Raw genomic sequence first — 14,052 nt, 5'->3', positions numbered from 1 at the left:
AGTGCTTGATTATTTTGACGGTGATTTTTTAATGGAAATCGTAGAATCATTGGGCTATGATGTTCAGTATGATAAGCGAGAACGATTTTTCCATATTAACTTGCAGCAAGTTGAGAATTTTCGTTTTGGTTTTCATTTTGCTTTTGAACATGGTAGATTGGAATTGATTTGGCTCATATATGAAGGAGATAAAGCCATCATGGGTAGTCCCTTTGCATCTTATGCTAAATGGCTAATTTCTAGAGAGTATATTATTCTAGATCCAGTTATTTCTGATTATATTGATTTTCGGGATGTTATGAAAATTGCTTTTGAAATGTATGAGGATTTTAAGCAAGCATTTTTAAAGATTGCTAAAGATCAATAATTTAAAAATTTCAATTGACTATCAGGCTACTTCTACGCAAAAATGTGATAACTAGAGTGTTATCGCATTTTTTATTTTTGTAAGTTTTTGTTATACTGGATTTAAACTTCTAACACTTTATTACCAGTCAGCTACTGGCCACCTCGGAAATAAATACAAATCCTATAGAGCTAGTCAAGCAGCCAATGTCAATATCCACAGTGGGGAAGCGACTAGCTTTAAGGCTAGCATTAAAGATCGCGTCAAATCAACTTGGACAGATGTCAAGACCAAGGTGGGCGATGTCAAGGTTCAAGCTGGAGAAGCTTTTGAACACTTCAAGAACCGTGTTTCAAATGTGAAGAATAAAACTGTTGCGGCAGGTGCAGAAGCGCTTTCCAATAAAGTTCGGAACTTCAATGATGCGATGGAAACAGGTCGACAAAATGTTCAAAACATGATGGATTCCATTGGAAATCAACGTCAACCTGCCTTTGCTCTTGCAGGGGATGGAAATGTTAATCTACCAAAGTCTAACGTCTCAACGAAGATAGATGATTTCGCCGATCGCATCCAACAAATCTCAGTCGATCACAAACAGAAGATTGCAGCATTCGAAGGTAGAGGTGGGGGAAGATCGATTCCTACACCAGTTAATAATATGCAAGAATTTTTTGAGACGGATTTTGGTGAACAGTTAAAAAGTTCGGTGAGAAAGACCAAGAGACAGTATGATGGACAAACCATATATGAAGTGGTAGATAAGAGAATTCCTGGCCTTAAAAAAGGTGATCAGTTATACTTAGATGGTTTGCATAAAGACCATATTGAAGTATTTGATAAGAGAGGTAGATTTAGAAAAGTAATTAATTTGGATGGATCTAAAAATATAATTAAATCAGATGCAGGAGTAGGAAGGAGTATTTAATTGTTATGAAAGAATTATTACAACAATTAACAGCCGTTTATTCTAAACTAAATTCTTATTACAGTGAACAATTAGTTGATTCAGAAAAGATATCAGATGTTAATGACGACATTAACGAAGATTTCCAGGAAGATATTGAGAACCTTGCCAGAGGGATTCATTTAATGGAAAAATTAGACATAGATACATTGAAAGATACCAACAATCAATTATACTTAAACGGGATGTTTGATATTTACACTTCATTGCTGAATTTTGAGAATTATTTTGCTGATTTGAGAGAGATTCATATACAAGTTTCAAAGAAAATTAGATATCTAAATGGTGAAATCACTCAAGAAGAATACCTGGATGATGGTCGCTTGAATGTCGAGGTTGTTGATGAAGAAGAGGATGACGCAGGGAATATCTAGTTCATTCTAGAAGCCTAATAAAAATATAGTCTAAACCATCCAATTCAAATGGATGGTTTTCACTTTTTTTTTGTTTTTGTTATACTTAAGGCACACAGATTTTTCAATCCAAAAAGGAGTAGTTATGAACCATCGAATCGCTATTTTATCTGATATCCACGGAGATACGACAGCCCTGGAGGCAGTGATTGTGGATGCTCGTTCTCTAGGCGCAACGGAATACTGGCTTTTAGGGGATATTTTGCTACCGGGGCCTGGAAGAGAGGAACTTTTTGAGTTGCTGGATGCGATTCCGATCACAGCAGCTGTTCGTGGAAATTGGGACGATTGTGTCCTAGAGGCCTTGGATGGCGAGTACGGGCTTGAGGATCCGCAGGAGATCCAACTTCTTCGCCTCACTCAGTACCTCATGGAAGGACTAGATCCTAAGCTAATCGATTGGCTTCGATCCCTTCCCTTGGTAGAGAAGAAGGAGGTCAACGGTATTCGCTTTTCACTAAGCCACAACTTGCCAGAAAAGAATTACGGTGGAGACTTGCGTCCAGCAAATGCGACGGAGAACTTTGACCAACTGCTGGATGATCAGACGGATATGGCGATCTACGGTCATGTCCACAAGCAGTTGCTTCGCTACGGCAGCCAGGGCCAGCAGATTCTTAATCCAGGGACTATTGGCATGCCATATTTCGACTGGGAACCAATTCAAAACCACAGAGCTCAATATGCTCTGATCGATGTCGAAGAAGATGGGGTGACCAACCTGCAATTTCGTAAGGTGGCCTATGACTATGAAGCAGAGCTCCAAGATGCTAAGGACAAGGGTCTTCCTTTTATTGAGATGTACGAAGAATTGAGACGCAAGGATAACTATCGGGGCCATAACATCGAGCTTCTAACTTCCTTGATTGAACAACACGACTATCTTAAGGAGGCTAATGCCTTCCTTGAGTCTATAAAAACTCATAAGGGAAAATGACAAAGAAATGGGATTAAATTTCGATAAACATAGAGAGCATTTGGAGAAGGATATCCGAGAAGCCCTTCAACATGTTTTTGGTGAGAATTTTGAAATTATAGACATACAGAATATTGTGTTCAATGCTTATTGTCCGACATTTAATTTTGAGATTGAACTTAAAGATTACAAGAATAAAATAGATATTTTAATTGATGGTATAGATTTAAAACTATACTGGGGTGAAGAAAGGTATGCGCTTGGATATGAGTATGACTGCGATCACCTTGACGAAGGTTTACGACGAATCAAAGCTTACCTAGATCAACCGGAATTAATTTTCAATGAACCTGTAACGCCTCAAAACATCTATCTAAAGGTGAAAGTCCTTGAAAGAATGATAGAATCTACCTTCGAAGGAATAGCAAAAATAGACTACTGGAAAAGGCCCTTCGAAAAGAATGAATCATGTAGGTTCCTTATTACTTGTCTTTTGCCTCATTATCCATCTTTTTTTAGCTTTGAAATAGCGGGGCAGCAGTTTGTCTTCTTAGAGATAGACCCAATGGCTTCTAGCATAGAAAGCCAAGCCTTTCCACTTCAACAGCCTATTGATTTAACCGTATCCAATATGACTTCTTTCTTGGATTGGTTTAAAGATAGTCTAGAAGGGATGCTAAAAAAGAATTCTTCTACCGTCACGCTTTCTTGTTTAAGGCTCCCTCTTGATCCTGCTACAGTTGAAGAGAATATTTCTCAAGTACAAGAGATAATCCGATCGACGTTTACAAAGGATGTTTCTTTTATGGAAGCGAACAAACTGGTTAAGTCTAATAGTTTTTATGGTGTTGATTTTTCAGTTAGATCTGAATATTATGATGCGATCTTTTCAATTAGCTTGGTCGGACGACACTTTGATCTTCATGTTATGAAGCCAGATAAACCAGAAAAGAAAGACAATTGGATGATTAATGGCTTTCCTTATCTGCTGACAGAGGAAAATGTTAGCAAAGTAATCAGGGAAGCGGAAGCCTATTTTGCAAGACAGGTAGAACCAGTTGAAGCGAAAGTAGGGTCAACTGAAAGCAATAGTAAAGTAAAACCAAGCACCCAAGCTCTGATAGAAGTAGACCAAGCTAAGGACAAAGAAGAGGCGCTCAAAAAAGAGTATTTAGGATTAAGAAAACTATGGAAAGTCCAATTCTTGATCTTCTGTCTTTTGATGATCGTCGTCTTCGCCCTAGAAGTGTATATGGAGGGAGCTGGTTATAAGGCCTTTAAGATGAAAATTAAATATAGTTGGATTTCTGTCCATAGTTTCTCATTTCTCTTTCTGACCTTGTATGCATTGTTGACCCTCTTCCCGACTCAAAAGAGAGTCTATGAGCTCTTGCCTCTAAACCCTAGTTGGAAATCTCTTTCGACCAAGGGAGTTCGCCTACCTAAGAAGGAAACTGGCTGGACCTCTTTAGTGATCCTGATCTTAGTTCTTCTGGGGACTCTTGATTTCCTCAGTCGCAAGCCAGAACCAAAGGTTGAAAATCCGTTGAACTATCAAGAAATCAACAATCTCTATGAGGAAGAAAGAAATTCTCACTACGACGACATCATCAACAAAATCCAAGACTCTAGTGGCCAGTTCTTTGAAAAAGAAAGTCCCGCGTCAGAATAATTTGAGTCCATAGAAGGGTGAGTAGCTTAGTTGAAAAGGAAACAGGGTGCTCAATGAAAAAACTCTGCAAGCTCTTTCATTTTGTGTTAAAATAGAGGTAACAGAAATAGAAAAGGAAGAAGCTTATGAAATTTCTAGAGCTCAATAAAAAACGCCATGCGATCAAGCATTTCACTGACCAACCGGTCGATCCAAAGGATGTACGGACTGCCATTGAAATCGCAACCTTGGCCCCTAGTGCCCACAATAGCCAGCCTTGGAAATTTGTGGTCGTTCGTCAAAAAAATGCTGAATTGGCAAAATTAGCCTATGGTGCAAACTATGATCAAGTCATGGAAGCACCTGTGACCATCGCCCTCTTTACAGATACTGATTTGCAAAAACGGGCTCGCAAGATTGCACGTGTCGGTGGGGTTAAAAACTTCACAGACGAGCAGTTGCAATACTTTATGCAAAATCTTCCTGCTGAATTTGCGCGCTATGATGCCCAACAAACAAGTGATTACTTGGCTTTGAATGCCGGGCTTGTGGCCATGAACTTGGTACTTGCTTTGACGGACCAAGGCATTGGAACCAATATTATCTTGGGATTTGATAAATCAAAAATCAATGAAGTATTGGACATCGAAGAGCGTTTCCGTCCGGAAGTCTTGATTACGGTTGGCTATGCGGCTGAAAAAGTAGAGCCAAGCTATCGCTTACCAGTGGACGAAATCATTGACAAACGCTAAGCCAATTAGCAAATAGAAGATCGAGGAGGAATTCATGACAACAGTTGACTTTAAAGCAGAAGTAGAAAAACGTCGCGATGAGATGATGGCTGACCTATACAGCCTCTTGGAAATCAATTCTGAACGCGATGACAGCAAGGCAGATGCAGAGCATCCTTTTGGACCTGGTCCTGTAAAAGCTCTTGAAAAATTCTTGGAAATTGCCAAACGTGATGGCTATGAAACTAAGAATGTCGACAATTATGCCGGTCACTTTACCTTTGGTGAAGGAGAAGAAGAGCTTGGAATCTTTGCCCATATGGACGTCGTGCCTGCAGGTAGTGGCTGGAAGACGGATCCATACAAACCAGAAATTATCGATGGCAAGCTCTATGCGCGTGGTTCGTCTGATGATAAAGGGCCTACAATGGCCTGCTACTATGGTTTGAAGATCATCAAAGACCTAGGACTCCCTGTTTCTAAGCGCGTGCGCTTTGTTGTCGGTACGGATGAAGAATCAGGCTGGGGCGATATGGATTACTATTTCAAACATGTCGGACTTCCTGAGCCAGATTTTGGCTTCTCACCAGATGCGGAATTCCCAATCATCAATGGGGAAAAAGGAAACATCACTGAGTACATTCATTTTGGAAATGACAACACAGGAAGTGCCCATCTTCATAGCTTTACAGGCGGCCTTCGTGAAAACATGGTACCAGAGTCAGCGACTGCAGTCGTTTCTGGACAACTTCCAGATCTTGCTGGCCTCTTAGATGCCTTTGCCAAGGAACACCAACTCAAGTATGAAATCTCAACTGTTGATGAAGAAACCTATACCGTTACGATTGTCGGGAAATCTGCTCATGGATCAACTCCTGAAGATGGAATTAATGGTGCAACCTACTTAGCTCTCTTGTTGAACCAATTTGATTTTGGTGGTGCTGCTAAGGCTTATCTTCATGTGACAGCTTCACTTCTTCACGAAGATTTTGCTGGTGAAAAATTAGGTATTGCCCATACGGATGCCAAAATGGGACCATTGAGCATGAATGCAGGTGTCTTCCATTTTGATGAAAGCCAAGCAGACAACACCATTGCCCTCAATATCCGTTACCCTCAAGGTACAGATCCTGAAACTATCAAATCCACCCTTGAAAAGATCGAAGGAGTGGCTACAGTAAGCTTGTCAGCCCACGGTCACACACCTCACTATGTTCCGATGGATGATGAATTGGTATCCACCCTCTTGCGTGTTTACGAAAAACAAACTGGCCTCAAAGGACATGAACAAGTGATCGGTGGTGGTACCTTTGGTCGCCTCTTGAAACGTGGGGTTGCCTTTGGTGCTATGTTCCCAGACTATGTCAATACTATGCACCAAGCTAATGAGTTCGCAGATGTCGAAGATCTCTATCGTGCAGCAGCTATTTACGCAGAAGCCATCTATGAACTAATCAAATAATCCACTACTCGGCCAGTTTTTCTGGCTGAGTTTTTCCATAGAAGGAGGACTTATGTCAACGATTGAAAGCATTAAACAAGCCATTATGGCAGATCCTCAAAATAAAGAATATACAGAGAAAGGGATAGAGCCACTCTTTGCAGCCCCAAAGACAGCTCGTATCAATATTATCGGACAAGCTCCAGGGATGAAGACGGAAGAAGCTGGTATTTACTGGAAGGATAAGAGTGGTGACCGCCTGCGCGAATGGTTAGGAGTTGACGAAGACACCTTTTATAATTCTGGTTTGTTTGCGGTCATCCCCATGGACTTTTATTTCCCAGGGCATGGGAAATCTGGTGACCTTCCACCTCGCAAAGGCTTTGCGGAAAAGTGGCACCCTCAACTTCTCAAGGAGTGTCCGGATATTGAGTTAACCCTCTTAATTGGACAATATGCCCAAGCATACTACCTTCATGAAAAGGTTAGTGGCAAGGTAACCGAACGGGTTCACCATTTTAAAGATTATTTGCCAACCTATTTTCCACTCGTTCACCCTTCCCCTCGCAATCAAATCTGGATGGCTAAAAATCCTTGGTTTGAGGCAGAGGTGGTTCCAGAATTGCAAACCTTAGTACAAGAGATCATTCAAAAATAAAGGAGAGCGACGATGGATCCTTATCAACAAGTTAAAGAGAAATTAGACGAGTTAGGCATTTCATTTGATGTGGTGGAACACCCACCTGCATTCACAACTGAGCAGGCCGATTCTTACATTGAAGGCTTAGAAGGTGTTCGGACCAAGTCCATGTTTTTGACCAATAAGAAGAAAACCCAATTCTATCTGCTCATCATGGACGACCAGAAACCATTGGATATGGAGGATTTCAAAGAGCAAGTGGAAGCCAACCGGATCCGCATGGCTTCAGCAGATTCTTTAGCTGAAAAAATGCAATTACCGGCAGGTACGGTTTCTCCATTTGGTTTATTGAACAATGGAGAAAAAGATATTCGAGTCTATTTCGATAAAGACATTGTGTCAGAGGAGATCATGACTTTCCATCCCAATACCAATGAAAAGACGATCTTTATTAAAACCCAAGACTTGTTACGATTTTTAGAGGCTGTTGGCTTTAACTATGAAATCCTAACCCTTCCATAACATATCTTACAGGAGAAATCATGAAAGAAATTCCATTTTCAAGCTTTTACCAAGCTTATCAAAAAGGAGACTTACACGTTCTTGATGTACGCGAGCAGGAGGAATATGATGCCCTTCACTTAGATGGGGTTCGTCTTCTTCCCTTATCTGAGTTAGCAGATCGCTACCAGGAATTAGAGAAGGATCATCCCTATTATGTCATCTGCAAGTCTGGTCGACGCTCAGCACGTGCTTGCCAATTTTTGGAAGAGCAAGGCTATGATGTGACCAACGTCCAAGGTGGCATGGATGCATTTGAATCCTAAGAAACGGGAGTGGGAAAGAACTCCTTAAAATAAAAAAAGTTGAAAAGGTTCCCCAAACCTTTTCAATCTTCCCACCTCCGCATAGCTTCAACAGTCTGGGAGACTGTTGAAGGTTGTGGATAAAGGAAACTTTGTTTCCCTCATTAGGTCATCTTTGGAGCTTAAAAGGCGAACAAAGATGCCAATCAACCACTGCGTCTTGCACTTATTCCTATCAAACATCAAAGGCTGGACAGTTTTTGCCCAGCCTCTTTTTCTTTACTAATTTCTAAAAATGAGTAGAATTTGTATGTTTTTCAAAAGATCTTGCAGGGATTTTCCAGTCTTTCATTGAAAATGGTTCAGAAATTTTGTATAATACCCTAGTATAAACAATAGTTAAGGAGATTCATTATGTCAAAACAAGATTGGCTGGATTATTTCGAAGCCGTAAATGGTCGTTCTGCTAGTGCAGAAGAAATTGCTCAAGCACTGGCTGCAGGAGAATTTCAAGAAGAAGTAGTGGTTCCAGAAACCCCACAAGCTCCAGAATTTGTCGCAGCACCAACTGCCCCTGTTGAAGAACCAGTAGCAGCTCCACAAGCCCCAGAGTTTGTTGCAGCGCCAACTGCCCCTGTTGAAGAACCAGTCGCAGCGCCACAAGCCCCAGAGTTTGTCGCAGCACCAACTGCCCCTGTTGAAGAACCAGTAGCAGCTCCTCAAGCTCCAGACTTTGTCGCAGCGCCAACTGCCCCTGTTGAAGAACCAGTCGCAGCTCCAGTTCAAGAGCCTGCCCCTCAAGCTGCTCCAGCGAATGGACCTGCTTTCCAACAAGCTCCACAACAAACCTACCAACAACCTACTCAAGCAGCTTATCAACAAGCTCCTTACCAAGGTCAACCAGGACAACCTTATCCTGCCCAACCAAGTCAATTTGGTGTAGCCGTTGGGGGTTACTGGAATTGGTTCCTTTCAGCTTTGAAACGTCCAACAGCTGTAGAAAATCCAAAAGCTCTTAACGGAATTTTACAGTATGTCTTAACTGCCTTTGTCTTGACCCTATCAACTTTCTTCACAGCTAGTGGATTTACAGGCGGTTATGGAATGGATTTCCGTGCCTTTATGTTGACATTGATTTCCCTATTCTTTAGCGTTTACGCCTTCCAAGTAGCTGGATTCTTTGTTCGTCGTGTGGTTCTTCAAGATAAGGAATACAGTTACGGTCGTTCATTTGAAGAGTTTGGACGTTTGTCTGTTTACACTTTGCCACTTGCCCTTCTTACTTTCCTAGTAGGTCTTGTAAAAGTTTATGAATTTTATGGCTTTGTAAACTTCCTTATTTTCTTCTTGTTCTTTGTTGGAACATGCTACGTCGTTCATCAAGGATTGAACAAGACAAGCTTTAAAGCAGATAAATTCTTGCTTCTAGTAGCATCATCTGTTGTCTTGCTTCTCATTGCCATCTTTGTCATTTATGTGAATGCTCGTATTTTAGAACAAGTAGCCGTAGGATTTATTCCAAGTGCTCCAAATTTCTCTAACTTTGGATTCTAACAATATCACAAAACGGAAGGTGGGGGAACCCACTTTCCCTATTTTATAATGAGGGAGAAGAGATCCATGCAAAAGAAATGGGTTGAATTATTTGAAAAAGTGATTGGTCGCAAACCGTCACCAGAAGAGTTTATGGCTGGGAAAGCTTGTGGATTTGATTTGAAACAAATTCAGTCTATCGCAGGGAATGCCCCGGCAGAGGAAGTCGCTACTGTTGAGGAACCAGTGTTTGAACCAGTTGAAGAAGTGAAGAATGTTGATCCACTTCTAGCAGCTCGTCAGGCTTGGTTGCAACATTTTGAAGAAACCTATGGGCGCAAGCCAAGTGCAGAAGAATTTACCGCGGCTAAAAGTCAAAACTTTGAGTTTTTTGTAGGACCTGTACCTGAAGCAGAATTTGCGACCCTAGATGCAACAGAAGTAACACAGGAATATGTACCTCAACAGCCAACTCAAGAGTATACGGCTCCACTTGCTGCTGAGCAAACGCAGATCTTTGCTGGTCCAAATGTCACAGAAGCAGGTCCAGCTCAGAAAAAACAAAAGGCCCCTAAAACGAAGGGTGGAAAGAAAATTTCCAAGAAGAAAATTGGAATTATTTCTGCTATTGCAGTCCTTGTGATCGCTTTGGTGGCAGCCTTCTTTTACTTCCAGTCTACAACACGTGTCGAAGTGACTGCAGATAAATTCATTAAGGCAGTGGACACCAAGGATTATCGCGAGGCAGCAGACCTGCTTTCAACCGATAACGATAAATGGACGAAGGATGAAGCCGAAAGCTTTATTACCAGCATGGAAGATCAAGGGGTCGATATCGGCACAGAGTTGAACAAGATCATTGATAATGGTGGAGAGGGCAGCTATACGGATAAATCTGGAAACAAAATTTTTGGTTTGGAAAAAGCGGACAAGAAATTTGGGATCTTCCAAGAATACCGTGTAGCCAGCTATCCAGTACAAGTCAAGGTCAAGACCAATTTGGACCAAGCCAAACTCAAAGTGGCTGCCAATAAAACGGTGACCTTGAAGAAAGATGCAGTGACAGACCTTGGTTCTTTCCATTACAATACAAAAGAAATGGAATTGACTGCTAAAACAGAGGTCGGAAATGTTACTTCTAAGATCCATCTCAATCCTAAAAAAGCAACCAAGAATAACTTAGAATTGCAGTTGAATTCTGAAAAACGCAATTTAGAAGTTGAGTTCCCAGATGAAGTTGAAAACCCAACGGATGTGAAGGTTGTGGTTAACGGCAAAGAAGTCGGAACCAGCACGACCTTTGAAGTAGATAGCATCCCTTATCAAGAAATTGAAGTACATGCTGTCTTCAACATGAATGGGGAAACCTATACAACTGAGAAGGCTAAGGTGACGATTGAAGAGGGTGAGAACGATCCGATCGAACTTAAACTAGCCAAAGATACCCTAAAACGCATCAAGAGTGCACAAGATGCTAAGAAAGCGCAAGCTGCCAAAGAAGAACAAAATCGGACCTTGGCGGAAGAATTCTTGAAAGAGTACCGCGACGCTGTCTTTAGCTCCGTTTCAAACCGAAATAACACCTACTCTAAATACTATGACACACAAAGTCAAGCTTACAAGGACATGGTTGAGTTCACAACTGGTGATGGTGTTCGAAAGGCTAAAATTGACTACTATACTCCAGGAGCTTTGGACATTCAAAGTGTCACGGAAGAAAATGGTGTGGTGACGATCAAGACTTATGAAGACTTTACCGTGCATTATACAGATAGCCATCCAGATTCACAAAACCGCAAGTACAAGACCTACACCTTGAAAAAAGTAGGTGCAAGTTATGTGATTACGGATATTGTCGTAACAAAAGAATCATAGGAGATTCCCCATGAAAGCAAGATTTTCCAAATTAACTTTAGTGACAGTTGCCTTGTTAACCTTGACAGCTTGCTCCCAATCTCAATCCACTAGTTCTAAATCTTCTGCAAAAGAAGAAACTAAACAAACGCAAACTAAGTCTTCCAAAGGAACGTCTTCTGCAAAGGATACGTCAAAAGAAACTGGCAAAGAAGAGTCGTCAAAAGCTGGTAAGTCAGATGTGAAAGTGGATTCTGGTGTCAGCTATAATGGTTCCTACTATAGTGTCAAAGGGAAATATGGTGAGGTCATGATCGCCAACAAACATTATCCCTTGTCGCCTGACTTTAACCCAGGTGAAGATCCTGAAGCTGTTTCAGCCCTTCATGAATTGATCGCAGCCATGCAGGCAGAAGGTTATCCGATCAGTGACCAATATAGTGGTTTTCGTAGCTACGACACCCAAGTTGGTCTCTACCAAAACTATGTCAATCAAGATGGTCAGGAAGCCGCCGATCGTTATTCTGCAAGACCAGGTTATAGTGAACACCAAACTGGTTTGACCTTTGATTTGATCGATACCAGTGGTAATTTGGTAACCGAACCTGGACCAAGTAAGTGGTTGCTCAAGAACGCAGCTAAATATGGATTTGTGGTTCGTTACCAAGAAGGTAAAGAAAAAGTGACAGGCTACATGCCTGAAAGCTGGCATCTCCGCTATATCGGAAAAGAAGCACAAGATATCGCTGACTCAGGTTTGAGTCTGGAAGAATACTATGGCTTCACCGGTGGCGATTACGTTGATAAATAAGAAAAGGTTGGGGTTGATATCCCAACCTTTTAATTATATGTTTTTTAGAAACGTATCCAGTTCTTTTTGGTTTTTAAGAGAGATAAATTTGTCTGGATAGGTTTGGCCGATAGTCCGATAGCGTGTGACCTGTCTGGCTTGGCGTCCATCCCAAAGAATCCAACGGATGAATTCCCAGTCAAATCGTTCAGGGCAGCCAGCTGCCATACTCTCACGGACCCGACCTTTATAACGGCGGTATCGTTTCCACCCTCTATAGAGGCAGTTCCAACAAGAGAAGTTGAGAAAGATAATCTGGTCGGCTTGCTCCATTCTCTCCTCATAGCAGCACCAAGAGTAATTGCCATCAATGACCCAGTCTTTATGATCGCTGAGAAACTGTCTCATCTCACCTTCCATCGTATCCCGGTCACTGTCTATCCAGCCCGGTTGAAATTGAAGGGTATCCATGTGGAGCTTGGGAATGGAGTAGTAGCGAGCTAAGTTTTCAGCCAAGGTGGATTTACCTGAGCCAGAATAGCCGATAATAACGATTTTCATAAGCACCTCTCAAAAAATTAGGCACAAAAAAAGCTCCGGAGAGCTTGATTTTTATGCTGTTCTTGATTAACCAAGTTTCGCTGCAAGACGTGCTTTATCACGGCTAGCTTTGTTCTTGTGGATCAAACCTTTAGTTTCTGCTTTATCGATAGCTGAGCTAGCAGCGCGGTAAAGTTCTTCAGATGGGTTTGCTTCAAAAGCTTTGATTGCAGTACGCATAGCTGATTTTTGAGCTGAGTTTTTTTCGTTTTGTTTAACGTTCAATTCAGCGCGTTTGATAGCTGATTTAATGTTTGCCAAGTTATTCACCTCCATTGATAATCTAACTATCTCATTATATATGAAAAGTTAAGATTTGACAAGCCTAAAATAGCTTTTCCTTAAAAAAGTACCGTTAACAGGCCATTTTCTCTAGCGTTTGAGATAAATTTCGTCGATTTCATGGTTGGTTGCCTTATGGAGAATCAGATCAGCTCGGTTTCTGGTTGGTTGGATGTAATGTTGCAAGTTGACTAAATTAATGGATTCCCAGACCTGATGGGCCATGCTTAAAACTTCTTCTAGGGGTTGCTCTGTAAATCGATAGTAGTAGTTATTGGGATCATTCTGAGCTAATGCAAGAAGTTTTTGGAAGCGATCGAGATACCAAGATTCGATATCATCAACTGCAGCATCCACATAGATCGAAAAATCAAAGAAATCGGTCATATAGAGACTGTCATTTTGCGGATTTTGAAAGACATTGATCCCTTCGACAATGACAAAATCAGCCGGTAAAATCGTTTGCTTCTCATCTGGGACAATATCGTATATTTCGTGGGAATAGACGGGGATTTCTACGCTCTTGTTGTTTTTGATTTGATTAAGAAAATCAAGGAGCAATTCCATATCATAGCTTTCCGGAAATCCTTTTCGATTGAGGATCTCTTGTTCTTTTAAGATAGCATTTGGATAGAGAAAACCATCCGTTGTTACCAACTCTACAGTCGAGCCTTCGAAGGTTCGTGACAGCAGGATTTGAAGTAAACGGCTAGTGGTAGATTTTCCAACCGCTACGCTTCCTGAAACACCAATGACAAAGGGTTGGCGCTCACTCGTTTTTTGAAGAAAAATACCTTTTGAGAAGGCCAAATCTTCTTTGGAACGCTTGTAGATGCCTATAAGGTTTGTCAAAGGCAGGTAGACGTCACGTACATCTTGGAGGTTGATGCGGTCGTTAAAACTTTTAATAGAATTGAGCTCTGTTTGAGAGAGTGGTGGGGTGGTTTTGCGGTGCAAATTTTGCCAGGTTTCCCGATTAATTTTTTCAAAATGTAGAAATTCTTTGTCCATATGTCACTCCTATTGTAGTCTTTAGTATACCAATTTTTAGAGGTCATGTAAACGATTTAAAAAAGGAGTGA

At 41.3% G+C, this 14,052-nt stretch carries 16 protein-coding genes; 13 read left to right on the top strand and 3 right to left on the bottom strand.

The features are described from left to right. Position 1: 1 nt before the first annotated feature. The 13 genes from PCY11_RS03745 to ldcB all read left to right on the top strand — a co-directional run bounded on the left by PCY11_RS03745 (position 2) and on the right by ldcB (position 12,109). Positions 2–367, top strand: a complete 366-nt coding sequence (locus PCY11_RS03745; protein WP_301362497.1) for a hypothetical protein — start codon at positions 2–4, stop codon at positions 365–367. Positions 368–641: 274 nt separating this feature from the next. After that, positions 642–1,274, top strand: coding sequence for a hypothetical protein (locus PCY11_RS03740; RefSeq protein WP_254742601.1), 633 nt, complete (start codon positions 642–644; stop codon positions 1,272–1,274). A gap of 5 nt (positions 1,275–1,279) precedes the next feature. Beyond that, positions 1,280–1,687 carry a hypothetical protein gene (locus tag PCY11_RS03735; protein WP_049507145.1) on the top strand — a complete coding sequence of 136 codons (408 nt, stop codon included), beginning with the start codon at positions 1,280–1,282 and terminating at the stop codon, positions 1,685–1,687. A gap of 124 nt (positions 1,688–1,811) precedes the next feature. Next, entirely contained in the window at positions 1,812–2,663 is an 852-nt protein-coding gene (locus PCY11_RS03730) for a metallophosphoesterase (RefSeq protein WP_301362496.1), read from the top strand. Positions 2,664–2,670: 7 nt separating this feature from the next. After that, the gene (locus PCY11_RS03725) at positions 2,671–4,314 is read left to right on the top strand and encodes a hypothetical protein (protein ID WP_301362495.1); all 1,644 of its coding nucleotides are present in this window, start codon (positions 2,671–2,673) and stop codon (positions 4,312–4,314) included. Between the two features lie 125 nt (positions 4,315–4,439). Then, positions 4,440–5,045: a nitroreductase family protein gene (locus tag PCY11_RS03720; RefSeq protein WP_003001591.1), complete on the top strand. Its 606-nt coding sequence runs from the start codon at positions 4,440–4,442 to the stop codon at positions 5,043–5,045. A gap of 34 nt (positions 5,046–5,079) precedes the next feature. Next, positions 5,080–6,486, top strand: coding sequence for a dipeptidase PepV (gene pepV / locus PCY11_RS03715; protein ID WP_301362494.1), 1,407 nt, complete (start codon positions 5,080–5,082; stop codon positions 6,484–6,486). Between the two features lie 52 nt (positions 6,487–6,538). Further along, positions 6,539–7,123, top strand: coding sequence for a uracil-DNA glycosylase family protein (locus PCY11_RS03710; RefSeq protein WP_045759544.1), 585 nt, complete (start codon positions 6,539–6,541; stop codon positions 7,121–7,123). Positions 7,124–7,135: 12 nt separating this feature from the next. Then, on the top strand, positions 7,136–7,627 hold the full coding sequence (locus PCY11_RS03705; protein WP_301362493.1) for a prolyl-tRNA synthetase associated domain-containing protein: 492 nt from the start codon (positions 7,136–7,138) through the stop codon (positions 7,625–7,627). A gap of 20 nt (positions 7,628–7,647) precedes the next feature. Further along, complete coding sequence (locus tag PCY11_RS03700) at positions 7,648–7,932, top strand: rhodanese-like domain-containing protein (RefSeq protein WP_070449063.1); 285 nt, start codon at positions 7,648–7,650, stop codon at positions 7,930–7,932. A 393-nt stretch (positions 7,933–8,325) separates the two neighbouring features. Further along, the gene (locus tag PCY11_RS03695) at positions 8,326–9,465 is read left to right on the top strand and encodes a DUF6574 domain-containing protein (RefSeq protein WP_301362492.1); all 1,140 of its coding nucleotides are present in this window, start codon (positions 8,326–8,328) and stop codon (positions 9,463–9,465) included. A gap of 66 nt (positions 9,466–9,531) precedes the next feature. After that, positions 9,532–11,319, top strand: a complete 1,788-nt coding sequence (locus PCY11_RS03690) for a hypothetical protein (RefSeq protein ID WP_200893073.1) — start codon at positions 9,532–9,534, stop codon at positions 11,317–11,319. Between the two features lie 10 nt (positions 11,320–11,329). Next, a complete protein-coding gene (gene ldcB / locus PCY11_RS03685) occupies positions 11,330–12,109 on the top strand; it encodes an LD-carboxypeptidase LdcB/DacB (protein ID WP_070846529.1) in 780 nt (259 codons plus the stop codon). A gap of 33 nt (positions 12,110–12,142) precedes the next feature. On the opposite strand, the gene PCY11_RS03680 is transcribed toward ldcB, so the two are convergent. The 3 genes from PCY11_RS03680 to coaA all read right to left on the bottom strand — a co-directional run bounded on the left by PCY11_RS03680 (position 12,143) and on the right by coaA (position 13,981). Next, entirely contained in the window at positions 12,143–12,649 is a 507-nt protein-coding gene (locus PCY11_RS03680; protein WP_045759539.1) for a DNA topology modulation protein, read from the bottom strand. Positions 12,650–12,715: 66 nt separating this feature from the next. Continuing rightward, positions 12,716–12,964, bottom strand: coding sequence for a 30S ribosomal protein S20 (gene rpsT / locus PCY11_RS03675; RefSeq protein ID WP_003007640.1), 249 nt, complete (start codon positions 12,962–12,964; stop codon positions 12,716–12,718). A 96-nt stretch (positions 12,965–13,060) separates the two neighbouring features. Beyond that, on the bottom strand, positions 13,061–13,981 hold the full coding sequence (gene coaA / locus PCY11_RS03670; protein ID WP_070449057.1) for a type I pantothenate kinase: 921 nt from the start codon (positions 13,979–13,981) through the stop codon (positions 13,061–13,063). Positions 13,982–14,052: the final 71 nt, after the last annotated feature.

The sequence above is a fragment of the Streptococcus sp. SP8 genome (genome assembly GCF_030440045.1).
Taxonomy (GTDB): Bacteria; Bacillota; Bacilli; order Lactobacillales; family Streptococcaceae; genus Streptococcus; species Streptococcus parasanguinis_I.
Note: the sequence above shows the minus strand (reverse complement) of the source record. Positions and strands in the feature narration are given on the sequence as shown.